The organism is Fibrobacter sp., assembly GCF_017551775.1.
GTDB lineage: Bacteria > Fibrobacterota > Fibrobacteria > Fibrobacterales > Fibrobacteraceae > Fibrobacter.
The window spans coordinates 32,916-57,938 of record NZ_JAFZKX010000110.1 but is presented as its reverse complement, the minus strand read 5'-3'; the positions used below and the strand labels follow the sequence as shown (position 1 = coordinate 57,938).

General features: G+C 51.2%; 23 protein-coding genes. 5 read left to right on the top strand and 18 right to left on the bottom strand.

The window, feature by feature from the left end; genetic code table 11:
* Nucleotides 1-3: 3 nt before the first annotated feature.
* The 3 genes from IK012_RS13045 to IK012_RS13035 form a co-directional block, all read right to left on the bottom strand.
* The gene (locus tag IK012_RS13045; RefSeq protein WP_290955298.1) at nucleotides 4-2,301 is read right to left on the bottom strand and encodes a histidine phosphatase family protein; all 2,298 of its coding nucleotides are present in this window, start codon (nucleotides 2,299-2,301) and stop codon (nucleotides 4-6) included.
* 36 nt (nucleotides 2,302-2,337) lie between these two features.
* On the bottom strand, nucleotides 2,338-4,284 hold the full coding sequence (locus IK012_RS13040) for a histidine phosphatase family protein (RefSeq protein ID WP_290955296.1): 1,947 nt from the start codon (nucleotides 4,282-4,284) through the stop codon (nucleotides 2,338-2,340).
* Nucleotides 4,285-4,368: 84 nt separating this feature from the next.
* Nucleotides 4,369-5,859, bottom strand: a complete 1,491-nt coding sequence (locus IK012_RS13035) for an acetyl-CoA hydrolase/transferase C-terminal domain-containing protein (protein ID WP_290955294.1) — start codon at nucleotides 5,857-5,859, stop codon at nucleotides 4,369-4,371.
* A 32-nt stretch (nucleotides 5,860-5,891) separates the two neighbouring features.
* Between IK012_RS13035 and IK012_RS13030 the strand changes: the two genes are divergently transcribed.
* Nucleotides 5,892-6,308 carry a GtrA family protein gene (locus IK012_RS13030; RefSeq protein ID WP_290955292.1) on the top strand — a complete coding sequence of 139 codons (417 nt, stop codon included), beginning with the start codon at nucleotides 5,892-5,894 and terminating at the stop codon, nucleotides 6,306-6,308.
* A 79-nt stretch (nucleotides 6,309-6,387) separates the two neighbouring features.
* Here the strand turns inward: IK012_RS13030 and IK012_RS13025 are convergent, their stop codons facing one another.
* Nucleotides 6,388-8,850, bottom strand: a complete 2,463-nt coding sequence (locus IK012_RS13025; RefSeq protein ID WP_290955290.1) for an OmpA family protein — start codon at nucleotides 8,848-8,850, stop codon at nucleotides 6,388-6,390.
* 17 nt (nucleotides 8,851-8,867) lie between these two features.
* Nucleotides 8,868-10,991, bottom strand: a complete 2,124-nt coding sequence (locus tag IK012_RS13020; protein WP_290955288.1) for a polysaccharide biosynthesis tyrosine autokinase — start codon at nucleotides 10,989-10,991, stop codon at nucleotides 8,868-8,870.
* Nucleotides 10,992-11,200: 209 nt separating this feature from the next.
* Between IK012_RS13020 and IK012_RS13015 the strand changes: the two genes are divergently transcribed.
* From IK012_RS13015 to IK012_RS13000, 4 genes are all read left to right on the top strand, one after another.
* On the top strand, nucleotides 11,201-11,962 hold the full coding sequence (locus tag IK012_RS13015) for an ABC transporter ATP-binding protein (protein ID WP_290955286.1): 762 nt from the start codon (nucleotides 11,201-11,203) through the stop codon (nucleotides 11,960-11,962).
* Nucleotides 11,962-13,176, top strand: coding sequence for an ABC transporter permease (locus IK012_RS13010; RefSeq protein WP_173345780.1), 1,215 nt, complete (start codon nucleotides 11,962-11,964; stop codon nucleotides 13,174-13,176). The genes IK012_RS13015 and IK012_RS13010 overlap by 1 nt, the downstream gene beginning before the upstream one ends.
* A 209-nt stretch (nucleotides 13,177-13,385) precedes the next feature.
* Nucleotides 13,386-15,644 carry a formate C-acetyltransferase gene (gene pflB, locus IK012_RS13005; RefSeq protein ID WP_290955283.1) on the top strand — a complete coding sequence of 753 codons (2,259 nt, stop codon included), beginning with the start codon at nucleotides 13,386-13,388 and terminating at the stop codon, nucleotides 15,642-15,644.
* A gap of 92 nt (nucleotides 15,645-15,736) precedes the next feature.
* Complete coding sequence (locus tag IK012_RS13000) at nucleotides 15,737-16,477, top strand: hypothetical protein (RefSeq protein ID WP_290955281.1); 741 nt, start codon at nucleotides 15,737-15,739, stop codon at nucleotides 16,475-16,477.
* Between the two features lie 118 nt (nucleotides 16,478-16,595).
* Here IK012_RS13000 and IK012_RS12995 read toward each other — a convergent pair whose 3' ends face one another.
* The 13 genes from IK012_RS12995 to IK012_RS12935 all read right to left on the bottom strand — a co-directional run bounded on the left by IK012_RS12995 (nucleotide 16,596) and on the right by IK012_RS12935 (nucleotide 25,014).
* Nucleotides 16,596-17,126, bottom strand: a complete 531-nt coding sequence (locus tag IK012_RS12995) for a hypothetical protein (RefSeq protein WP_290955279.1) — start codon at nucleotides 17,124-17,126, stop codon at nucleotides 16,596-16,598.
* Entirely contained in the window at nucleotides 17,126-17,587 is a 462-nt protein-coding gene (locus IK012_RS12990) for a hypothetical protein (protein WP_290955277.1), read from the bottom strand. Before IK012_RS12990 ends, IK012_RS12995 begins: the two co-directional genes overlap by 1 nt.
* A gap of 776 nt (nucleotides 17,588-18,363) precedes the next feature.
* Nucleotides 18,364-18,882, bottom strand: a complete 519-nt coding sequence (locus IK012_RS12985) for a hypothetical protein (protein WP_290955276.1) — start codon at nucleotides 18,880-18,882, stop codon at nucleotides 18,364-18,366.
* A 134-nt stretch (nucleotides 18,883-19,016) separates the two neighbouring features.
* Nucleotides 19,017-19,280 (bottom strand): hypothetical protein, encoded by a 264-nt coding sequence (locus tag IK012_RS12980; RefSeq protein WP_290955274.1) that lies wholly within the window; start codon nucleotides 19,278-19,280, stop codon nucleotides 19,017-19,019.
* The gene (locus tag IK012_RS12975; protein ID WP_290955273.1) at nucleotides 19,277-19,837 is read right to left on the bottom strand and encodes a hypothetical protein; all 561 of its coding nucleotides are present in this window, start codon (nucleotides 19,835-19,837) and stop codon (nucleotides 19,277-19,279) included. Before IK012_RS12975 ends, IK012_RS12980 begins: the two co-directional genes overlap by 4 nt.
* Nucleotides 19,838-19,906: 69 nt before the next feature.
* Entirely contained in the window at nucleotides 19,907-20,275 is a 369-nt protein-coding gene (locus tag IK012_RS12970; protein WP_290955271.1) for a hypothetical protein, read from the bottom strand.
* A gap of 668 nt (nucleotides 20,276-20,943) precedes the next feature.
* The gene (locus tag IK012_RS12965) at nucleotides 20,944-21,459 is read right to left on the bottom strand and encodes a hypothetical protein (protein ID WP_290955269.1); all 516 of its coding nucleotides are present in this window, start codon (nucleotides 21,457-21,459) and stop codon (nucleotides 20,944-20,946) included.
* Between the two features lie 239 nt (nucleotides 21,460-21,698).
* Nucleotides 21,699-22,154: a hypothetical protein gene (locus IK012_RS12960; RefSeq protein ID WP_290955267.1), complete on the bottom strand. Its 456-nt coding sequence runs from the start codon at nucleotides 22,152-22,154 to the stop codon at nucleotides 21,699-21,701.
* 3 nt (nucleotides 22,155-22,157) lie between these two features.
* Nucleotides 22,158-22,424, bottom strand: coding sequence for a hypothetical protein (locus tag IK012_RS12955; RefSeq protein ID WP_290955266.1), 267 nt, complete (start codon nucleotides 22,422-22,424; stop codon nucleotides 22,158-22,160).
* Nucleotides 22,425-22,471: 47 nt separating this feature from the next.
* Nucleotides 22,472-22,930 (bottom strand): hypothetical protein, encoded by a 459-nt coding sequence (locus tag IK012_RS12950; protein ID WP_290955265.1) that lies wholly within the window; start codon nucleotides 22,928-22,930, stop codon nucleotides 22,472-22,474.
* A 79-nt stretch (nucleotides 22,931-23,009) separates the two neighbouring features.
* Complete coding sequence (locus IK012_RS12945; protein ID WP_290955264.1) at nucleotides 23,010-24,173, bottom strand: glycosyltransferase family 2 protein; 1,164 nt, start codon at nucleotides 24,171-24,173, stop codon at nucleotides 23,010-23,012.
* On the bottom strand, nucleotides 24,158-24,646 hold the full coding sequence (locus IK012_RS12940; protein ID WP_290955263.1) for a thioredoxin family protein: 489 nt from the start codon (nucleotides 24,644-24,646) through the stop codon (nucleotides 24,158-24,160). The genes IK012_RS12945 and IK012_RS12940 overlap by 16 nt, the downstream gene beginning before the upstream one ends.
* Nucleotides 24,643-25,014, bottom strand: a complete 372-nt coding sequence (locus IK012_RS12935; RefSeq protein ID WP_173379626.1) for a hypothetical protein — start codon at nucleotides 25,012-25,014, stop codon at nucleotides 24,643-24,645. Before IK012_RS12935 ends, IK012_RS12940 begins: the two co-directional genes overlap by 4 nt.
* Nucleotides 25,015-25,023: the final 9 nt, after the last annotated feature.

Genomic DNA, 25,023 nt, shown 5'->3' with positions numbered 1-25,023 from the left:
CTGTTACATAGTCATCGTCCCATTGTCAAGGCCACGCACAGGCACATAGCGGAAGTTTCCGCTGCTGTCCATGATGATGGCAATACCCGCAAGATAATTGATCCAGCGCTTTGTATCGAAATAGCGCAGGTTGACCTTTTTATTCGTAAAGTAAACCGTTATCGGCGTAACCAGCACGTCGTGCGAAATCCACACCTGTACGCGGTTGTTCGCCCTCGCAAAACCGGGCTTCACCACTTCGTTCAGGAACTCTTCGCTGCGGCTGTCAAAATCATAGAAGGCATCCGTGTAAGCACCCTTATAGGCGTATGCGGAAACGACCACCCAGCCGCCGCCATCCGAATTCTTGTAGCTTTCGAACTTGGAATCGTTCTTCACGTACCATTCGCCATCCAGTTCTTCGATGGTATTCTCGGCATAGGTCGCACCTGCGCCAGTAGCGAAGCTCTCGCAAGTTTCCTTACTGCGCGTGTAGGTAGAATTCGCGAACACGATATCGCCGCCCTTGAGCTTTTCGCCCACGCTCTGGGACTGCTTTTTGCCGTTGGAAGTCAGGTGGCCGTTCTTGCCCGTATCGTCGCCGCGTTCGGCATGGCGCAAGATGAATATGACGCGTTCGCCGGCACCGAGGCTCGCATAAACATCCTTGATATCTTCGAATTCCTGGATATCGTCGCTCGTAGCCTCGCGCCACTTGCCCTTACTCTGTTCGTAAACATAGTACCTGTCGGCATTGATCTTGCCGTTGCGAATTTGTCCGTCGTAGTCGCCCCGGCCAAACCCGACCGTATCCTTCTCGATATCGGTCGCGGTACGCCACTGGTGCGTCTCGGCATCGCATATGAAGCGCGTGCGCGTGCCTTCGGGCTGTTCGTAATACGAGATAAAGAACTTGCTCAGGCTGTTGTTCACGTACTTGACCGTACCCGCATTCATGGAACTGCAACTGCCGAACTGGTAAATGCCCGTCCAGAAATTGCGCAGGTGCTTTTCGAAATCAGGGACCGTTCCCTTGTTCCAGCTCGCCACATTCGACCTGATGGTCTCATACGCTCCGCTCGTATCAAGCACCATGAGCCAGTCGGCAAGGTCCGCCTTCGCGTTGTTGTCGTCCCAGTTGCCGTTGCCCTTAATGCGTTCAGCGATACCCGATGCGTACTGGAGCATTTCGCTGCCAGACCCCTTGCGCTGCATCATGATGGATACGGCAAGGAGAGCCGCGCTGTATTCGTCACCGTCGAACAGGCTGATATCTTCCGCAAAGCGGCCATCCGTAGAGGTAGTCGTCTGCTGTTGCTGGCCCCAACCGCCAAAGCCGCCATAGCCACCGCCGCCGGTTCCGCCAGACGATCCGCCGAGTCTTATTTCGAACGAAGAAAGGATTTCCTTGAGGGCCTGCGCCTTCACCGTGCGTATAGGCTGGTTGTTGCCGCTGTTCTCCACGAGTTTCAGCACGCGCTCGGCTTCCATGTGCGTCAGCATGTTCACGTTTACCGTATCGCGGTTCGTCACGTCTACGACCGCCTTCAGCGTAACCGTATGCGACGAGATTCCGCCGGTAAGTTCGTTCTGGAAATACCCGTTCGCTTCAATACGCAGGTACGGGGATACGAGGTCGACGCTGTCGAAACTGTAATTTCCGGAGGCATCCGTAATGCAGGTCCTGTGGGTGCGCTTGGAATCGCCCAGACGCTGCATGCTGTCGAGTTCCACAATCTTTACCGAAGTCCCGTAACGGAACGGGCCCTTCTGTGCGGCACCCGAAATATGAACGCCAACCATGCGCGGTTCGGAAAGCGAATCGATGGTCGAATTGTTCTGGCCACCGAAATTGCCGTAGTTCCCGCCCCAGGGCGAGGTAGTGCCATGCGACGAGCTCGATTCTACAGTCTCCTCGCCGGCGCCATTAAGCACGAGCATGCCGTCGCGGCATCCCAATTCAAAAAATTCCTTCACCACATCGGAGGCGATCCATTCCCCGCCCACGCAAAAGCGGAGGATGTTCTCGCTTTTCACCAAGAATGATTCGCCCTCTTTGGCGGAAGTACATTCGGGAAGATCGTCCACATCGCTCACCGTCGTCGTATCGTGAATAAGCGTATCCTGGACAACGTCGGGCTTTCCCGGATTGGCGCCAGAACTGCTGCTACTGCGGTGATGATGATGACCACCGCTCGACCCCGATACCTCATAGCTGCTCGACGACGAATCCCCGTCTACGGGGTCGTCTGATGCCGGATTTTCAGAAGTACAGCATACGAGAAAAAGGGCGATTAGTGCTAATGGCCAATACGTCTTCATAAAAAAGAACAATAGTAATTCCCCTCAAAAAATCAACTACATATATGCCGAACTAAGGCCCTTTATGGGGACATACCGCCGGTTCCCGAGTTCATCGATGATTATGGCGATTCCGGCCAGATAGTTGAGCCATTTTCCGCCATCATGTTTCTTGAGGTTTACCTTGAAATTGGTACAGTAGACAACCAAGGGCACCATCACCTTGTCGTGCGAACTCAAGATAATGAACCTCTGCGACGGGTCGTTGTACTTGGCAAGGAGCACGTCCTCGATGAGTTCCACGGAACGTTCGTTCAGCTTGTAGAACGCGGCGTTGGGTCCGGTCGTGTAAGCGCCGGTGTAGGCATACTTGGAAGTCAGTTCCCAACCGCCACCGCATTCGGACTTCGCCTTCTCGCTAGCATCCATGTCCTTAATGTACCAGTCGTCGTTGAGTTCGGGGAACGTGTCACGGATAGAGGACTGCTGGCCTCGCCCGATTGCGATATTCTCCACGGTCTGATGCGCACGCAGGAATTCCGACGCGCCGAGCACGAAATCTTCGGAGAACTTGGTGAGCCTCTTGCCCACGTCGCTCGATTGGGTCTTGCCGTTCGAGGTAAGCGTCCCGCCCTTGCTCGTGTCGTCACCGCGTTCCGCATGCCTCAGCACGAAAATAACGCGCTCGTTCGGCTTGATTCCTTCATAGACATCCTTGATGTCGGTAAAGACGGACGTCGCCGAAGTCAGGACAAAGTAAGAATCCTTTTCCAGTGCGGTCGCAGTCCTCCAGGAACCCTTCTCATATGTATAATAGTGGTTCCCGGTGAAGCCGCCCACGCGCACATCGCCTTCCTTGCCGGTGCCGAGGCCGTACAAATCCTTGAGGCTGTCGGGCACGAGGAAGATTTTGCCAGCGCTGTTGCAGGCAAAGCGTTCCTTGACCTTCGAATAGTCCGAAATGTCCGTCACCGCATAGCGGCTATGGGTGTTCGTCACCTTGAGAATCTTGTTCGCATTGCTAGCCTTGCAGGCTTCGACGCCCAATTCCTGCTGGTAGAACGTCTGCAGGTGCTTCTCGAAACCGGAATTCGCACCGCTTGTCGCCGCAAACTTACTGCGCAGGCCCGCATAGCCATCCACGGCATCGGCCAAGATCATCAAATCCGCAATGGAGGCGGGCACCGAGGAACTTTTCCAGCGGCCGCTCGTCCCAATATTATTCGCAATAGAATCCAGGAAGGTAGCACCCTTGTCCAGCAGGGCTTCGTAAATCATCATATGCAGGGCGAGCATCGCACCAGCGGAATCTTTCGAACCAACGGGAGCATCCATGTCGAATGACTTCCAAATATCGCTAGCACCCGCATCTAGGGAAGCCTTCAGGGGGTCCGAGGAACTCGCATAGGTCGATCTTTCCATATGGATGCTTGCGCGAACCGCCTGCAGGTGCGTAAAGAAATCCACGCCAACGCTATCTTCGTTTGAAACCTGCTTGATTGCAGAAAGCGAGATTTTCCCTGTAGCAGAAGGATCCAAGAACGCAAAGTTGTCGAACGAGACCTCGATTCCGGATTCGGAGAATGTGCAGCCCTTGTCCGATGCCAAAGCAAACTTGCAAGATGTCGCATTCTTGTCGAAAACCTGAGCCGTCGTGGTAGCATTCCTGGAATCAAAGAGCGGCGCAATATAATCACCCAGGAACACACGGGAAACCTTATAAGAAGACGATTTCACGTTGAGGATCGTATCCGCAATAGTATCTCGACCCGAGCCCCTAGAGGAAGAAGAATGATGCCTCGATGAATAGAAGAAACCGCGCGAAGAAGAACTTCTCCCCGAAAACCTGTGGGATTCGTCTACGGCTGAAGAAATTTCCTCATCTTCTTCGGGGTCAGAAGAAGCACCCGAATCACCGCCGCAAGCAGCGCACAGGAAAAACGCCGCGCATAGCACGAACCACACGGGAACTGAATCCCTAAAGTCTCCTCTTTTCTTTGCCATAAAATCCTACCCAATCCACACTCCCATGCGGGAGTGTACACCCTTAAAATAACATTTTTTTACATAGGTAGGAGGATGGCCTTATTATTTTTTCATGTTTCCGGTCGCCAAGAAGCGCAAATGCATCTCGAAAGCCCTGTCCAACGGCAAAGGCAGGTGCTGTCCCTTGGCATGGCGCAGGCCGTATTCCAAGAATTCGGTCATTTCGTCCTTGAAATCGGGGTGTACGCAGTTCTTGATAATGAGCCTTGCGCGTTCTTCGGTAGAAAGCCCGCGGAGGTCGGCAAGGCCCTGCTCCGTCACGAAAATCTGGGTGTCGTGTTCCGTATGGTCCACATGGCTCACGTAGGGCACGATGCTGCTGATGGCGCCGCCCTTTGCGACAGACGGCGTCAAGAAGAACCCGAGAGCGCAATTGCGGGCGAAATCCGCCGCGCCGCCAATCCCGTTCATCATCGCCGAGCCGCACACGAGACTGCTGTTCACGTTCCCGAAAATGTCGGCTTCGAGGGCCGTATTCATCGAAATCACGCCCACGCGGCGGATGACATCGGGACTGTTGCTCACTTCCTGCTGGCGCAGCACAAAATGTTTTTTCCACTCGGAGGCGTTCTGCACGAATTCCTGCTGGGCGGCCTGTGAAAGCGTGAGCGCCGTACCGCTCGCCACCCCGAGCTTGCCCTTCTTCAAAAGCGGGAGCACCGCCTCCTGAATGACTTCGGTAAACAGGTCGATACGCCCGAGGCGGTCATCGTCGGCCATCGCGCAAAGCACCGCATTCGCGACCTTCCCGACTCCGCTCTGGTAGGCCATTCCCTTCGGGAGCCTGCCGTGCGATTCCTCGAACCGGATGAAGTCCAAAATGCGTTCGCCGATGTTCTTCGAGACTTCGTCGGGCTGCACAAAAGGCGTCACCTCGTCAAAACCGTCATTTTCGACGATGGCGATTACTTTATTCGTATCTATCTTGACAAAATCGTTGCCGACGCGGTCGCCTGCGGAATATACCGGCAGGGGCCTCGCATGCGGCGGAAGTTCGGGCAGGGCGTCATCGTGCATGCCGATGCAGCTATCGCCCAGGCGCGTATTCAGTTCCAGGATGATTTTCGGGGCCATTTCCAGGTAGCATACGGAATTTCCGCCCGAAGTAGAAAGGCACACGCGGCCGTCCGGCAATATGGCGCTCACTTCGATCACGGCGACAGTAGGCGCAGGTATGGTACCCGTACGCACGAGGTAGCCCATCTTGCCTAGATGCGCATCGATGTAGCGGATGCTCCCGTCGTTTATTCCCTTGCGGAGGCTCGGGTTGCTCTGGTAAGGCATGCGGAGCTTGAGAGCGCCCGCGCGTGCGAGAGCACCATCGCAGCTGTCGCCGGTAGAAGCGCCCGCATAGAGCGTCACCTGGAACTTCTCGCCCGCGGCATGCAGTTTTTCGGCGCGGGCGGCTAGCGCGAGCGGGACCGCCTTGGGGTAACCGGCGAGCGTAAAGCCCGAAACCCCGAGAATGTCACCGTCCTGAATCATTTCGGCCGCAGCAGCGGCATCGCACTTTTTGCCTTCAATCCAATTCATGCGCTAAAGATAGATTTACTATCTTCCCGTCTGTGCTTCACTTTATCAAATACAACGCCATCGGCGTCATGAACACGCTCATCACGCTCGCCACCGTGTGGATTCTGCACCAGTGGCTGAACTGGAACGTCGAACTTTCGAATTTCCTCGGGTTCGTCGCGGGCGGCATCAACAGCTACCTCATGAACCGCATCTGGAATTTCAAGAGCCACAACCAGAAGCGCACCGAAGTTCTCCGATTCGCAATCGTTTTCCTGTGCAGCTACGGGCTCAACCTCGCGGCACTCGAAGGCACAAAGTACATGCTCGCCCATGTGGGGGCGCTCCACGAGTTCACCGTGTGGATTTCGCAGTTCATGAAGCCAACGTTCTTCGCCAACATCGTGGCAAACATCGTCTACGTGCTCGTGAGCTACACCCTCTACAAAAAGTGGGTTTTCAAGAAATAAAAAAACTCTAATACAAAAAAAAACGCCCGCCGAAGCGGACGTTTTTCAATTTCTAGGAATTCCTAGAACCTAGTCGCGGTTAGTCCTGGAAGGGGACGAGTTCCACGCGGCGGTTCTTGGAGCGGCCAGACTTTGTCTTGTTGTCGGCAATCGGCATTTCGGAGCCGTAGCCCATGGCGCGAATGCGGTCAGCAGAGATACCCTTCTGGGTGAAGTAGCTGGCCACGGCATCGGCACGTTCCTGAGAAATCCTCTTGTTGGCCACGTCGGAACCCGTATTGTCGGTATGACCCTGGATTTCGAGCTTGGCGGATTCGTACTTCTGCAGCAACTTGATAATCTGGTTGAGAGTCTTGTAGCTGGCCTTGGTCAGCTTGGAAGAACCGGTCTTGAACTGGATGCCCTTCTTGAGGCGTTCGAGATCTTCCTTCTTGTTGACCGGGCAGCCCTTCTTGTCGATCTTCACACCTTCGATGGTGTTCGGGCACTTGTCCTGGTAATCGGCCACGCCGTCCCTGTCGGTATCGAGCGGGCAACCCACGGAGTCAACCGGAGCACCGTTCTGAGTACCGGCACACTGGTCAATGCCATCGGGCACGCCGTCCTTGTCTTCATCGAGCGGGCAGCCGTTCGTGTCGACCTTCACGCCGGGCTTGGTGTTCGGGCACTTGTCCTGATCATCGGAGATGCCATCCTTGTCGAAGTCAGCGGCGCAACCGGTGTTGTCGACCGTCGTTCCGGCAGGAGTATTCGGGCACTTGTCGTTCACGTCGAACACGCCATCCTTGTCAGCATCAGACGGGCAGCCAGTAGTATCGACAGGCACGCCGGCCTTGGTATTCGGGCACTGGTCAACGGCATCCGGAATTCCGTCGCCGTCGAAGTCGCCTTCGCAGCCTTCAGCGTTCACCTGAGCACCAGGCTTGGTACCCGGGCACTTGTCAATAGCGTCGGCAACGCCATCCTTGTCGGCATCAGCAGCGCAGCCAAGAGTATCAACAGGCACGCCAGCCGGAGTATTCGGGCACTTGTCGAGAACATCGGGCACGCCATCCTTGTCGGCATCAAGCGGGCAGCCGGTAGAATCGACCGTAAAGCCAGCCGGAGTATCGGCACACTTGTCCAGATCGTCGGCAACGCCGTCCTTGTCGTTATCGAGCGGGCAGCCTGCGGAGTCAACCGGAGCGCCGGCCCTGGTATTCGGGCAGCGGTCGAAGGAATCTTCCACACCGTCGCCGTCGAAGTCACCTTCGCAGCCATTGATACCGACGCTTGCACCGGGCTTGGTGTTGGCGCACTTGTCGATACCGTCGTAAACGCCATCATTGTCAGAATCGAACGGGCAGCCGACAGAGTCGATGGTTGCGCCTTCCGGAGTACCCGGGCACTTGTCGAATCCATCGAGAACGCCATCCTTGTCGCCGTCGAGCGGGCAACCCACGGAGTCGACCACGGCACCGGACGGAGTGCTGGAGCAGCTATCCTTGCTGTCGAGCACGCCATCGCCGTCGGAATCCTTCTTGTTGTCGCCAAAGCGCATGGTGAGGGCGGCAGTACCGGCATAGAGCGGAGTCGGGACATAACCGTAAGTAGCCCTGTGACCCTTTTCATCCATGTAGTGGACGGTGTAGTCGTCGACGTTCTTCATTTCCTTCTGGTAGTCATAGCGGAAGTTCCTGAGAGCGCGAACAGCCACATCCAGACCAATAGCGAAGTCGATGTTCGCCGGCAGGTGGAAGCGGAGACCCGGAGTAATGAGCATCGGGTCTTCCAGCGGGTCACGCGGATAGCCCGTCTTCTCTACGCGGAATTCGCCAGAGTATTCAACAAAGGCGTCCAACCAGGAGAGCGGGAGCCAGTTGATGCCCGTGCCATAGACGAACGTATTGGCTTCGCCTTCGCCAGTCGCATACACGAAGCCGGCATGGCCGTTCCAGCGGAAGGGCACGTTCACCTTGGAGAAGTCGAGAGTCATCACGAGGGTTCCGGCCACCGCAAACGCATCGGCGGTAAACGGATGCGTGATGCCCTGGTCGTTCAGGTACCAGGCGTGGCGGGGACGCATACCCGCAGAGGTTTCACCCGTCGGGATGTAGAAGTCAAACATGGCAGCAAGTCCGAAAACGCGGTCGTCGTCGAACGGGATGCGGGCCTTCAACCACAGGTCGAGGTCGCCACGGCTGGTCGTCCACATTTCGTACCACCCAGCAACGCCAGACTCATCGTTAGCGTGCTCGTAGTAAAGCGGAAGGCTAGCACCCACATCCAAGAAGTCGAACAAACCGAGTCCCAGATTGACTCTGCCAGAAAGGGAGCCGTCCCATTCGTTGAGCCCATGGGTCTTGCCGTTGGAGGTATAAGCACCGCCACGGCTCAGGCTCCAGGAATCCAGCGCGAGGTCGCCGCCCACGCCAATGGCGAGATTCCACTGGCCCAGCGTGTAGGCGTTCTGCTGGTGAAGACCGTCGGATCCAGCCATCAACCCGCTTTGGGCGAAGGCCAGGCCAACGGCTAGTAGTGAAAGAACGATTGATTTCTTCATCTATTCTCCTTTGTGTGTTAATACTTCCTGTGGTAATAGCCATAGTTTCCACCATAGCCATACCCCGAGCGGTTGCGTTCACACTTGTTGAACACGAACGCCTTCGGCAAAGGTTTGTCTGTACTGCGGTCGAACATGGCGAGCGCATCCTGGATGCTTTCCATGGAATGCGAGGCATGCTTGAGCACGCACAAAATATGGTCTACGTACTTTTCGACGAGCAGCGCATCGCTGCACTGGAACACCGGCGGCGTATCCAGGATAATCAGGTCGTACTGGGAGCGGGCGATATCGAGGAACTTCCCGAAGCGGTCCTTGCCAAGCAGGTCACCCGGGTTCACCACGCGCTTGCCGGAGGCCAGCACATGGAAGTTCTCGAAAACCTTCTCGATGTACTCGTCGGAGTAATTGTCGGTACGGAGCATCTCGCAGAGGCCCTTGTGGCTGCGTTCGAACATGTGGCCACGGCGAAGGTCCATGTCCACGAGCAGCACCTTCTTGCCCGACATGGCGAAGGAACTCGCGAGGTTTATAGAAACGAAAGACTTGCCCACGCCCTCGACAAGGCCCGTAACCATGAGCACCTTGTCCTTGTCCATCATCAGGGAGAACTCGAGGGCGGTCCTGAGGGCGCGAATGCCTTCGGCGAAAGGTTCGTCGGGGTTTTCGTGTACGACAGGCTTGAGCACGTTGTTGACGGTATCCTTCCCTATCAACGGGAGCTTGCCGTATACGCCGATGCCAGTCGCAAGTTCAAGTTCGCTGCTGCTGGCGACGCCGTTCTGGGTCATGCGGCGCACGAGCACGAGAGCGCAGCCGAAAAGTAGGAAGCCGAACACCACGCCCAAGAAGATGAGCTTGCGGTTGGGCTTGCTGGGCTTGATAGGCACATAGGCGCGGTCCACAATACGCACGTTCCCGACTTCGCCCGCCTGTACCACGCGGAGCTGCTGGATATTGTTCAGGAGGTTCGTGTAGAGCCTGTTGTTGACTTCCACCTCTTCTTGCAGGGAAAGGACTTCCTGCTGGGTGAGCGGGAGCTTCGCCGCAGCCTTCTGCTGCTTCGCGAGTTCGCCCCTGAGCTTGGCCTGCTGCTGCTCGATGGTACGGATGGTCGGGTGTTCCGCCTGGAACAGCCTGAGCGCCTCCTGCTTCTTCTGTTCGAGTTCCAGGAGCTTCTGCTGCAGTTCGACATCTTTCTGGAGGTGCACGCGCGTTTCGCCCGAAAGGTCGATCGTGCCCTTCGTATGGCGGTACGAGGTCAGCTTGTGTTCCGCGGAATCAAGCTTTGCCTTCACGCCCGGGAGCTGTTCTTCCAGGAACTCGAGGGTCTTCTTCGCCTCGGCGCTACGCATCTCGATATTCTGCTTGAGGTAGGTATTGGCGACCGAATTGAGGATTTCCGCCACGCGGTCGGAATACTTGTGGGTCATCTTCACGCGGATGATGCCGGAATTCTTGCCCTCCTCGGCGACGTTCAGGCTCTTGAGGAGGCCCGCGACCGCAATCTGAGGATGGATAGCCGCAAGCAGGAACATCTGGCCCGCAGTCGCCTTTATGGAGCGCACGCACACGATGAGCGAATCACCCGCATAGGGCTGGCGGTACGTCTCGCCCACGACACCCTTCAGAATCACCTTCTCGTCGTCGTCCAAGATTTCGAACGAGGACGTATCGGCGAGGACACGGGCGTAAATCTTCATGCCCGCCTGGCTTACGGACTTCGGGATCTTCAGGTATTCGAGGTCCATTCGCCCTTCGCGGTGCAGCAGGCGGTCCATCTTGTTGAGCGGATTGGCCGAGAAGCAGATGCGTTCCTCTTCCACCACGGAAGCGAGCACCATGCGGCTCTTGAGCAATTGCATTTCGGCTTCGGACGGGGAAGACGCATCCAGAAGGGCGCCCATTTCGCCGAGCGCCTTGACAGACTTGTTGCCCTTGACATCGACCTGGAGCAAGATATCGCTGCTATAGGCCGGACGCATCCACATGGACGCGATCCCGCCGGCGATGACGCCCAGAATCAAAAAGATTATCAAGAATCGCCACTTGCTCTTGAGAAAAACCAATATTTCTAGAATATCGATTTCATCGTCATCGGGCTTCGGAGCGACGGCACTCTGTGCAACCTTATTTTCCATCAACAATATCTCCAAGTCCTTGTCATGCGACAACATACGCAATTTCAGGGACAGCGCATACTACCCAAGAAAGCTAGAAAAAAAACAAAACGTGGCGACTTCTGGTTAGCCTTCGCAACCAGCTTTTCGCCACACAACCTCTATAAAGATATTTATCTTAGGGCCGAAATGCAACGGAAACATCGGCAAGAGCATCTAAATTAATGAAAATGACACAAAAAAATCCCATACTTTCGATACAAAACCTCCGCCGCGACTTCAAAATGGGCGAAGAAACCGTGCATGCCCTGCGCGGGGTGAGTTTCGATATCTACCCCGGCGAATTCGTGACCATCATGGGAACATCCGGTTCCGGCAAGTCCACGATGCTCAATATCCTCGGCTGCATGGACCGGCCGACCTCCGGCCACTACATTCTGGACGGCGAACACACCGAAAAGCTCAAGGGCGACGCCCTCGCGAAAATCCGCAACCAGAAAATCGGTTTCGTGTTCCAGAGCTACAACCTGCTCAGCCGTACCACAGCCATCGAGAACGTAGAACTGCCGCTCCTGTACAACCCGAAAATTTCCGCCGACGAGCGCCACCGCCGCGCCATAGCGGCACTCAAGATGGTGGGCCTCGAAGACCGCATGAACCACCTGCCCAACCAGATGTCCGGCGGCCAGCAGCAGCGCGTGGCCATCGCCCGCGCCCTGGTGAACGACCCCGTGATTATCCTCGCCGACGAAGCGACCGGAAACCTAGACACGCGTACCAGCTACGAAATCATGATGATTTTCCAGCAGCTGCACCGGCAGGGCAAAACCATCGCCTTCGTGACGCACGAACCCGACATAGCGACCTTCAGCGAACGCACCGTCACGCTCCGCGACGGGCTTTTGAAAAAAGACGTGAAGAACGACATGCAAGACGCGAAAGCCGCCTTCGAGGCGCTCCCTCCGCCGGAACAATTTGACGAGGAGGAATAATGGGCCCGATTACTCTCATAAAGATTTCCCTCAAGGCGCTGCTCCGCAACCGCATGCGTACCTTTCTTTCCGTGCTCGGCATCGTCATCGGCGTTGCCGCCGTGATCACCATGGTCGCGATGGGCGAAGGCTCCAAAAAATCCATCAAGGAGCAGATGACCGCGATGGGCACGAACGCCATCACCATCATGCCGAACCAGAGCAGGCGCGGCGGCGTGCAGATGGACGCGAGCAGTTCCACCGAGACGCTCGAAGAAGAAGACGTGATAGCGCTCCGCAAGGAAGCCACCTACATCGACGCCGTTTCGCCCCTGATTTCCGTGGGCGGGCAGGCGATCGTCGGGAACAACAACTCCCCCACGAGCCTTTCCGGCGTGTCGGCCGACTACCTCAAGATACGCAACTACGAAATCGCTGACGGCGTGATGTTCGACGACGAAACCGACCGCATGGCGAAAGTCTGCGTCATCGGGCAGACCGTCGTCAAGAACCTCTTCGCGGACACGGACCCCATCGGGAAAACCATCCGCTACAAGAACATCCCGCTGAAAGTCATCGGCACCCTCAAGGCGAAGGGCTCAGGCGATTTCGGGCAGGACCAGGACGACGTGATTTTCACGCCCTACCAGACCGTGATGAAACGCTTCGGCGCGACGACCAAGATACGCCAGATTCTCGCGAACTCCATCGGCGAAGGCTATGCCGAGAAGGCGACCGAAGAAATCATGGGCATCCTCAAGGAACGCCGCAGCTGGACAAAGCCCACCGACCCATTCCGCATCTTCACGCAAGAAGAAATGATTACGATGGTCACGAGCACGTCGGACCTGCTTTCGCTGGTGCTCACCGCCATCGCGGGCATTAGCTTGTTTGTAGGCGGCATCGGCATCATGAACATCATGTACGTCTCCGTTACCGAACGCACCAAGGAAATCGGGCTCCGCATGGCCATCGGCGCGCGCGGCCGCGACATTCTCCTCCAGTTTCTCTTCGAATCCGTCATCATCAGCCTGCTCGGCGGTGCCATCGGAATCGCGCTCGGAGTCGCCGCCTCCGAAATCGTGAAGAACGTGATGAACTGGCCCATGAGCGTATCGGCGATGAGCGTCATCGTGAGCTTCGGCGTATGCTTTGCTACCGGCGTATTTTTCGGGTGGTACCCTGCCCGCAAGGCGAGCCGGCTAGACCCCATCGAGGCGCTCCGGTTCGAGTGATTTCCCTCACACTGCAAACCTAATTCATTGATTTGTAAAAGGTTACGAGAGACCCGCGTTGCAGGCCCCTGCCGGCAGCGCCATTTCCACAATTCAATCCTCGTACCCAGGACCGCAAACTTTCTATATTGCATTGTAAGAAAAAACAAAGAAACAAAAGCCTCGGACCCGCTTATATGGGTGTAGGGTTCCGAGCAAAGAGGTACATAATGAGTGAAGCTTGGAAAGGCTTTAACGGCGGACTCTGGCAGAGCGAAATCAACGTCCGCGATTTCATCCAACGTAACTACACCGCATACGAAGGCGGCAAGGAATTTTTGGCGGGTCCGACCGACGCCACTGAAAAACTTTGGGGCGAGCTCCAGAAGCTGCAGGCCGAAGAACGCAAGAAGGGCGGCGTGCTCGACATGGACACCGATATCGTTTCGACGATTACGAGCCATAAGCCGGGCTACATCAGCGAATCCCTCAAGGACCTCGAGAAGGTCGTGGGCTTGCAGACCGACAAGCCGCTCAAGCGCGCATTCATGCCGTTCGGCGGCATCAAGATGGCAGAAGAATCCTGCCAGCAGTACGGCTACACGCCGAGCCCCGAGCTGCACAAGATTTTCACCGATTACCACAAGACGCACAACCAGGGCGTGTTCGACTGCTACACTCCCGAAATCCGCGCCGTCCGCAAGGCTCACTTGCTCACCGGTCTTCCGGATACTTACGGCCGCGGGCGCATCGTGGGCGACTACCGCCGCGTTGCCCTCTACGGTATCGACTACATCATCAAGCAGAAGCAGAATGACCTCGCCCACGTTGGCGACGGCACCATGACCGACGACGTCATCCGCCTGCGCGAAGAAGTTGCAGAACAGATCAAGGCCCTCAAGGCCATGAAGGTGATGGCCGCAAGCTACGGTTTCGACATCTCGAAGCCCGCCACCAACGCCCGCGAAGCCTTCCAGTGGCTCTACTTCGGCTACCTTTCCGCCATCAAGACGCAGAACGGCGCCGCCATGAGCGTGGGCCGCATCTCGACCTTCCTCGACATTTATATCGAACGCGACCTCAAGAACGGCGCGCTCACCGAAAGCGAAGCGCAGGAACTCGTGGACCACATGGTCATGAAGTTCCGCATGGTGAAATTCGCCCGTATCGAGTCCTACAACCAGCTCTTCAGCGGCGACCCGGTGTGGGCAACCCTCGAAGTCGCCGGCATGGGCCAGGACGGACGCTCCATGGTCACCAAGAACGACTTCCGCTTCTTGCATACGCTCGAGAACATGGGCCCCTCTCCGGAGCCGAACCTCACCGTTCTCTACACCAAGCGCCTGCCCGAAAACTTCAAGGAATACGCCGCGTTCATTTCTGTGACGACCAGCTCGATCCAGTACGAAAACGACGACGTGATGCGCCCGGTTTGGGGTGACGACTACAGCATCTGCTGCTGCGTTTCCGCGACGCAGACCGGCAAGGAAATGCAGTTCTTCGGTGCCCGCGCGAACCTCGCCAAGGCCCTCCTCTACGCCATCAACGGCGGCAAGGACGAAGAAGCAGGTCTCGTGCCCGGCATGCAGATTGGCCCCGAACTCGCCCCGATTACGGGTGACTACCTGAACTACGACGAAGTGATGCACAAGTACGACATCATGCTCGAATGGCTCGCGGGTATCTACGTGAATACGCTGAACCTCATCCATTACATGCACGACAAGTACTACTACGAAGCCGCGGAACTCGCCCTCATCGATACCTATGTGCGCCGCACGTTCGCGACGGGTATCGCGGGCTTCAGCCACGTGGTCGACAGCCTCTGCGCCATCAAGTACGCAAAGGTCAAGGTCATCCGCGGCGAAAACGGCCTTGCCAAGGACTTCCAAGTCGAAGGCGACTTCCCGAAGTACGGCAACGACGACGACCGCGCCGACGAAATCGCAGTATGGCTCCTCAAGGAATTCATCGGAAAGGTCAAGAAGCACCACACCTACCGTGATGCGGAACCCACGACCTCCATCCTCACGATTACCAGCAACGTCGTGTACGGAAAGGCAACCGGCAGCCTCCCCGATGGCCGCCCGGCCCACGCCCCGTTCGCTCCCGGTGCAAACCCGAGCTACGGCGCCGAAAAGAACGGCCTCTTGGCATCGCTCAACTCCGTCGCGAAACTCCCCTACGAGTACGCGCTCGACGGCATCAGCAACACGCAGACCATCAGCCCGAACGCCCTCGGCCATAGCGACGAGGAACGCTCCCAGAAGCTCGTGACCGTGATGGACGGCTACTTCGACCAGGGCGCACACCACCTGAACGTGAACGTGTTCGGCGTGGAAAAGCTCCTCGACGCGCAGGCCCACCCGGAAAAGCCCGAATACGCGAACTTCACCATCCGCGTTTCCGGCTACGCCGTCAAGTTCCTCTCCTTGACGAAGGAACAGCAGGACGACGTCATCAGCCGCACCTGCCACGGCGTGCTGTAGTCGTTTACCGCCTTTATCAAGAATCCCCGCCTTCATTTTTTAGGCGGGGATTCTTCTTTTTTTGTAAATTATGGGCCAAGGAGATTTTCTGTATGTACAAAGTTCTTTTGGGGTTCTTCTTTACATTCGCAATGACTACATTCATCGCCTGCGACGACGGCTCAAGCACGTCTCCCAGCAATCAGGAACAACCAGAAAGCGACATTACCTCCAGCAGTTCAGGGAACAACGGCTCCGGCAATTCAGGGAAAACAAGTTCCAGCAGCGTAGGTGACATTGCAAGCGAATTTATAACCAAGAATGAAGCCCTCGGGCGTCCCAGTTATTACGGCGAATGCCCCAGTCCCGTAACCTGGTCGTCCCTAGATACAAGCTCGACACCGACACCGGAAAGTTCATCATCGAGCGGCTGGGCCACCAACGAGCAATACCGTTTCGACCCGACGGGGACCTTCTGTGACCGCCTTGACATCATGAATCAGGATACCTGGAACTACGCCTACAGATACACCGATAACAACGGCCGCGACACCACCACCAGTTATATATCGTACCGCATCAACAAGGGATGCCTTATCGAAGTAAGCCAAGAATTCTTTATCGCAAGCCCCAGCCAGCACATAAAGAAAGCCGGCACTTCTTACACGCCCACCATAGGCTTTAGCGCATGTCTGCAAGACGAATGCATGTCGGTAATGGATATCGCAGCATCATTCAATACAATCAAGAAATCATGCCTCGACAAACAAAAAACGGAGAACATTGAATTCTTCCCCAGCCTCGGCGATATTCCTATAGATACCAGCATCTACGTCGACGAAGCGCTTTATTAAACTATCGGCCGAATATATCCGATTCGGCTTAATCTTGTACAGGGTATCATTTACCGTCAAATCGTAAACGGGCAAGACCTTTTTCCGATCATAGGAAATTTTCAGGCGCTTGGAATTTTTATTCGCTAAAATAATCCTTGTCAGCCGGAGCAATTTCACAACGAAGCGTCGGATACAAAGGTTTTGATATATTAAAAGGCCGCGCTTCTTTAGCAGTTTTTTCGTCGAGACAAGGTATATCTATAATCAATTTTTGTCCCTTCTTTATCCTATCGATAGGAGCGAAATTATCTCTACGAAAATCATGTTGATTATTCGCCTTTTTCCCCATATTTTTCCATTCAAGAACAACATAATCGTTTTTTTGAATTGGTTTTATACGGTGAAATTCTACATGCCATACTTCCTTCGTATTATTACCAACTATTTTACCTGTTGGGGGCAACAGTTTTATAAATATATTGTTTTCGTTTTCCGTTAATTGATAGATATAACCAACTGCATTCGTCCAGCATTGCCCATCTTTTTGATTGCTTTGTATTTTAAGCATAATACCACTAGGGATATTGTCCTCTATTCGGCCAACACATTTGCAATATGCAAACTCACCTAAAGAAGCAAGTATGATTAGCTGTAGAAAGATTTTCATTATTCCTCATAACGTCGGTCTATTATATGATCAGGTACATCAACAGGGAAAACACCATCAACAGCCTTCTGTTCCTCTTCAACAGCAGATGCTGTGGAATCTCTGTCATCTAACATTATTGGAATGCCATGACTAACCATTTCATGTAGCAAATTCTGTGCAGGACTAGAATTGCCATTAAACTTTCCTGTTATTTGACACTCAATTTGACCAGAATAGTTGTCTATATAAGTGGCATCGGCATCAATCGGGTCGAGATATCTCGCGCCGAAGTAGTTCGGTACGGTTTCGTCATCCAGTTCCTTGCCGGTGAAGTTCTCGGTCACCTTGTCGGCAGGTTCCGAGAGAACAACCTGCTCGCCGAAACTGCGGTAGTCGTAGGCAACCGTCAGCCTGAACAAAGTATCACCGGATACTCCCGTATTCTCAAGCGGAGGATATTGCATGAATTCAACAGGCATACCTCTCCAATCATAGGAATTTTCAGGCGCTTGGGGCGACCTTTTGGGGAAAATTCAGCTATGGATATAGCTACCATGCGGCTCTCTTATTGAACTTCTACATAATCCAGTTACTTCTTATATTTTTCTTTTCCATATTTAACTAATTCATAAAAAAAAACGCTCATGTTAAACAGACTAACTAAGGAAGTCGTGTAAATAGCAATTCCTTCTCTAATCTCAGAATCATTTATACAAAGTCCTAAAAAAGCTGGACCAAAAAAAGAAAAAACACTAATAGGGGCTGTTAATATTTGTAAAAAAAATGCCAGAACTTAAATTTCTTCGTTTTATTCAATGCGAAAACATGAATTTGAAACACGGCAATAAAAGGAATACTTGCAATAAAATAAATCACAAAATAAAACATTCTGAAGTTCCCATTCCGAAAATCGGATTAAAATAGTTCACGCGTTCTCAAGCGGAGAATATTCCATCCACTTATATAATCTAAGGTCAACTAGCAACAATAGCAATCAAATAATACAGCGCATCTAGTACAAGACCAAATGCAAAAAAACACATCCACATATATGAACGAACGTTCTTTACACCGAATAGATCAAGAACAAGATACACGGCAGAGACAAGATAAAAACAGCTTGAAAAAGCACAAAGAACCTTTGCAAAAAATTGTTCGCGATAACAGATATAAAAATACAAATCCCTTATTGCATCTATAGACAACACAAAAAAACATAGAGCAGAAAGAACCTTATCTGTCAAAACATTCAATTTCATATTCCAAACTCACAAAGTTTATTTTCAATTTTGTTCAATTCTGAATCAGATACCTGCTCAAATACGATTTCTTTAGAAAACGGGTTATGAATAACGGAGAAACCATCCTGTGATTCTTTTGTGTAATAGAAAATAAATTTGTCAGGGTATTCCTCAATGGCAATCTTTGAAAGACCACCAAGGCCATTACAAATGAGCGGAGATCGAAAGTTTAAAATTTCGCCAAACTCGTTCGACTTTGTAGTATCTGTATAATAAAACGAACTTTCTATATAAAAACAATGACCTCCATTAAAGTATCTGTTCAACATACTAGGAGGTAATCTCTCGTTGTTTTGTTGCACCTTTTTGCCTTCAATTTTACATACTCTTTCCATCTTTTCTTCTGATGGAATAGATTTGAGGAAGTTATCGACCCCTTTATCTGTTCCGGGCAAAATAAAATACCACAAAATTGTTCCAATAATAAAACCAAGTACTATTAAAAATTTAAGGATGGCTTCAAATATTTTCATAAATTAAATACTAATCCACATACAATATGATTATGGTTTAAAATTGTAACACCACTCCAATCATAGGAAATTTTCAGGAGCTTATAAGCTTTTTACGATTTAAAGTTGCAATTTTTGCATCAATTCGGCGGGCACTACAATTGGCACCAACCAACGAACACAATTAACCAAACAAGAACAAGCCATAGCTTTCTTGGTAAAAACCGAACACGTACATTTATCGTTTCAACAAACAGGGCTACAGCCGAAACAATCATAAGCAGAATAACAAAACAACGCATTACCCAAATTAAGCTAAAACTATCAAAAGAGGCGTCCAACAAAAAATGCTGAATCTCAATTACAGCATCGACACACAGCGCTAAAATACACAGAATGGACAATATTTTTGATATCATCTTTGCCCCCTATCTACAAAACAAGTCGCATTCTCCATATACGGTTCGTTAAAATCAGGCGGATTTAATTTTCTGAGCACAACTTCTTTCGAAAAGGGCTGCACGTCAACCCAAATACTGTCAATTTGATCACCCTCCTTGTTTAAATAATAATAGACCGTATACTCATTGGGCTTATCGAAAACGAAAAACACTAAACCAGACGATTGTTGAAAGGGGACTAAAACAGATACTAACGGATGGTGACCTTTTTCATCTTCATACACAAGCCCCCACTCATCCTTAACGTCTTTATCGCCTCGATAATAATATTGCAAGCCATCAATCTTTTTCGTTTTCTTGTAATGATATATTTTTCTCCCTTCAATTTCACAAGAGGAAAGTTGACCATCAGTGTCTCGAGACTTCAACAGAGTGTAAGGCAGTCCCTCAGAGTATTCGGTCCCGCAACACATGCCTAAAAAGAAAACATATACCAGCGTAAACAAAACCACACCTATTTTAGTGAGGTTTTCCCAAAACAGATAAACATATTTGTTAAAAACAGTCGCTTTCATCAAAAACAGTAGTCTTTAATTAATTTTCCTCTATATTGTCATAATTGGAAAATACAAAATTTTATTTAGTTAGTTAACAAACTTTTTACCACAACTATGAGTTGTGAAGAACTGGTATGTAACATCGACCAAGTTTTCATTTATTTCGACCAAATAAAATAAATCCAACTTTTTCCTAATTCTGAGTAATAAAACATCATCTGCAATATATGGTCTTAAATAAACAAGACTTGAACCTTCAAATTTGCCATCCCACACTCCTTGAGGGTTCAATATTGAAGAGGATGTATCGGAAACACAATAAATTTGAAATCCATTATACAAAAAATAATCCACTGCATTCCCTTCTCCACCTTTTACAATAAACAACTCTAATGAGTCCAAATAATTTTCATACAATAAGATTCCATTGTCAATTGGACAATTCTTTAAGTCCATGCAAAATGAAAATTGTTTTATTTTAAAAATAAAACACGAAATAATGACAAGAAAAAAAAGCACTAAATAAATTATTTTCTTTCCAAAAGAAAATTTTTTAATATTTCTCACGTACTGGCTCTCCAATGTTTTTCTTATTTAATCGGAATTTCATTCGCACAATCCTCAACAGCCTTAAAATTAACACCAACCAATAAACACAATTAACCAAACAAGAACAAGCCTGCTTAAAATTCTGCTCGGGGCAAATTCGATTCCTTATTCCAATGAATAATTTTATATTTTTCAATTAAGGTTAAATATAGTAGAAAAACATTTCATTTTTTAACCGAACAATTTAAGTTCTTCAAGGAAAAAAGGGGCAAGTTGAAAAGCGGGCACAAGAAAAAGGATAAGGCACTTTGGAATAAAACCTGCCAAAAACAGGGGAAGCCAAAATTTTCCTTTTACACATTTTAAATTCACATTAAAGAAATCAAGCATCAAAAGAATTGAAGACAACAAGTACAGAAATCCAGAAAAACAAAGTATAGTAAACCAAAACGTATTTTCTTCAAAATAAAAGAAACATACAATATACCGCAATGAAAATAAAAACAGCATTACTGATGCAGACAAGGACAATAACCTATCAATTAAACTTTTTTCTTTCATAGTCATCCTTTCTTTCAGTAATAGCACGCTTCATCAGTTCTTACAATATCATTGAAATTACTCTTTTGCTCAAATAGAATCTTTTTGGAAAAAGGGTTGTTTTCAACAACAAAGCCACCGACAGGTTCTTTATCATAATAAATCTTAATCGCATCGCGAGTTTCTTCAAAGAGAAGAGAGGTCTCTTCAACAGGAACATCAAGTCCATATGTGAATGGAAACTTATATGTAATGAATTTATTTTTTCTTCCCAATTCATTTGTATACAGAACATCATATACGCGGTACATTCCATGATAGCCGAGGATAAATACTTTCCAAAAAGATACATCTATAGGTTCTTCGAGCCAGGACATTTCCTTTGCCGCTATTTCACATTCTATCTTTTTTTCTTTGAACATATCTTCAACTAATTGCTTCTCTTTCATAACGGGATAACGGCCCCCATTTTCGCAAGAGTATTCTAGAAGCATCAAAAAGATAAAGAAAAGCGTGATAAAAATTTTTATCCCTCTCTCTGCAGATTTCATTATCATCATAAAATTCTCGGTAACTATCATTCTTCCCCATAATGTAATCTACCATTTTTTTTCGGTTCAGACCACTCGAGATCACTTAATGTTCTACCATATTATATCCATTATAACCAATATGTTTTGTCTTTATTGCACAAATTATCGCAATCAAAAGAAAGAAATCCCCCCAAAAAAACTTCATAGATTTTATTTCTCTCTATTTGGAGTTAAAAAAAACAGAAGGATGTATTTATTCATTTAAAAATAAAGCCGCGCCCAAAAGATGCAGCAGAATCACATAAAAGACTATCGTATCTGTCAATTTCATCTTTTAGTTTTTCTATCATAAGATAAAGTTTTTCATTTTTCCTTAAAATCATGTATTCCAAGCTGTCCTCATAAAAGACAACCATTGAATCCGGGAGAGCACAATAATTAAAAATCCAACTTAAATTTTGATTTTTTTTTGACTGAAGCTCATATTTATCCTCACAGGCACAAGCACAAGCATACCAATGCCTGTAGTCAACAATAAAGTTTTTATCTTTCCATCTTGAGTAAAGTGAATCGTCAACAACCTTGCTCAACGATCGAATTACATCATCCGACATCACTGTTGCATTTTTTTCAAACGAGGAACACTCTAGATTTCGCTCCGCACATAATGCGCTAGAGATGGTTAGAAGCAAAATAGAAACAAAAATTCTCATATGTTAACGCCCCTGTTTTTTAAGAGGATTGTTTCTTTGCGCTTTCACTAGAGAATCAAGCAAGAAAACAGTCCTTTCAGAATCCTCGTCATCATCCATGTACTCACCCATGTCGATGCCACCAGCATATTTTATCTGGAACGGCTTTCCTTTTTTCAATAATGTTTCTTTAAGCGAATTCAGTTTGCCTCTACCTACAGGTTTTGCAGCAAAAGATGCAATTGCGACAAGCGCTAAAAAAGCACATGCGGTTGTTTTTGCAAAGTTCATACTTTCCCCAAAAAAAATCAAAGGCGCCATCGGCGTCGGCAGCTGTTTTAAATTTCTACGAGAATTCCCGCGTGGAAATAGATGTACCCATGCCCGACATGGTTGAGGAACTGGTACCCGGCCATCACCAGGATGGAAGAAAGGTCACCGTTCTTGATATCGATTCCGCCGCCCGCGCGCCAGAACATCTGGTGACGCTTGCCAATCATGTACCCGATATCGCCGGTCGCTACCGGGAGCACCTGCCGCCCGATGGGGAGGCGCACCCACAGGCTGCCAGAAAGCGGAACGTACCCGACGTTGTCGAGTTCCTGGTAACCGCCGCCGACGCCCACGAAGAGCATCTGGTCGATCGGGTACCACCAATGTCCATAGAAGCTCATGTTGAACTTCGTGAGTTCGCTCACGTGGTTAGCGATACCGCCCTGCAGGTCCATGGTGAAGGCGTTCGCCGGAACGACGGTGAATGCAATAGAGAACAAGATGGCTGCCAGGAATTTTTTCATACCGCGGATACTCCAGCTAAAATATAATTCCTAATTCCCTTCCGTCAAAAGCGACTTCTTCGACAGCCGCCTAAAAGGCTCACTCATCAGTTCGGGCTTCGCGCGCCCACCCGCCGCTCTTTTCGCGGCAGAACGAAAGGAAGAATCCCTTCAGCAGGGCGAGATTCATCGACATGAAGTAATAACCGCTCGGGACAACCTTCATCGCGCAGAGGAGCGTCGTAATCAGCATGAGGCCAAAGCTCACGCAGTACACCACGCCACAGGGGAGCAGCAGCGCGTTCAGCACAAACAAGAGAATAAGGATGTGCGGAGAGAACCAGCGCAGGATCTTGTGCGAGAAGAACAGGTAGGCGAGCAGCGGGCGGAACGGGTTCAGCAGCGGCAGGTAAGACCACAGGTAGTTGAAATTCGCGCGGCCGATGCGCACTTTGCGGCGGAATTCGCCGATGCTTTCCTTGGAGGTCTGTTCCGTACCGATGGCGCTGGAGACGAACGTGCAGTAGCCGCCCTTCTGCAGAATTTTCGTGGTGATGAAGAAGTCGTCCATGACGCTCTTCTTCACGGGCAGTTCCGTGTAGAGCTCGCGCCTGATGGCGTAAAGGGCTCCGTTACCGCCGATAAGCCTGTCGAGGATTCCCTCGAACTTCTTGATTTCGGATTCCAGGTCCCAATACGAACTTTCGCCCTGACCGAGCACGCTCCCGCTCTTGTCCGAAAGGATAAGGTGCCCGCAGGCGCAACCGATTTTGCGGTCTTCGAAAGGCGCCACGAGCTTGCGGACCACATTGGGGAAGAACATCGTGTTCGCATCGCAGAACACGAGAATTTCGCCCTTCGCGATTTTATGCAGGCGATTGAGCATCGCCGCCTTGCCCGCGTTCTTCGGAGCCTTCACGAGCGTAATGCCCCTGTCCGCGTACTTTGCGACAATTTCCGCGGTACGGTCGGCGGAACCGTCGTCGCCAATCAGCACCTCGAGCTTTTCCTTGGGGTAGTCAATTTCCAGAATGTTCTGGATCTTGCGTTCGATGACGCCTTCCTCGTTATACGCCGAAATCAAAAGCGACACGTTCGGCAGTTCAAAGTTCTCGTCGATGTCGCGGTGGCGGCGCTTGAACAGTTCGCTCACGAACGGGAGCGTCACGGGGAAAATCCCGTAGCACAGCGCCAGCAGGAACACTAGCGCCCAGAACGCCACCTGCAAATAGAAATAGACATCACCGCTCATCTTTTTATCCACTCCTCTTCTTTAATCAAGAACTGCAAAAGAAGAGACTTCATATCTTGCGGACTCATGGAATCCGATACCGTCAATATAGTAAGACCTTTCGGCGCCACGAGAACGAAGGCCGGCAACACGCTCAATTCCCACACATCGAAGTAGCAACGCTTGACCGTCTTCTTCTGACCGTCGCACACGATGGAATCCTGCGATTCGGCATCGAGCTTGACCGCGTAAAACCTGTTGTTCAGAAGCGAAGCGACCGACGGGTCGGAATAAACCGTCGCGTCCATCGCGCGGCACGGGATGCACCAGTCCGCATACATGTCCACGAATATGAGCTTCGGTTCCTTCTTCGCCTTCTCGAGCGCCGCGGTATAGTCCATCCACTTGACAAGCGGCTGGCTCTTCGGGGCGGCAAAGGAGGCGCACGCCATAAGGAGTAGCGCCGCGGCCATAATCCTTGCGCATTTCACGACGTTGCGGCTCATTTCTTGTCCTCTTTCTTTTTCGGGTCCTTCGTCGCCTTCGGAATCCCGAGCAGCGAGTCGATGCGGTCGACAACCGCCTGCTGGAAGGGCACCCACATGGTCTCGTCATCCAGCACCTTGTCGCAGGCCGCAGCAAATGATTCGCGGGTATAACCGTATTTTTCGAGAACGGTCTTGCGCGCAAGCCGAGCCGCCGGGGATTCGCCCCCGTACGTCTGTTCCACCATGCGCACCTCGACATAGGCGCTCACGAGCCGTTCATCGGGCGTAGGCGCATCGTTCCCGCACCCCACAAGCACCGCCGGAGCAGTCGCGACAGCAACCGCGAATGCGGCGAACAAGGCGAATGAGGAAAGCCGGCGCATCATCGTGAAGGT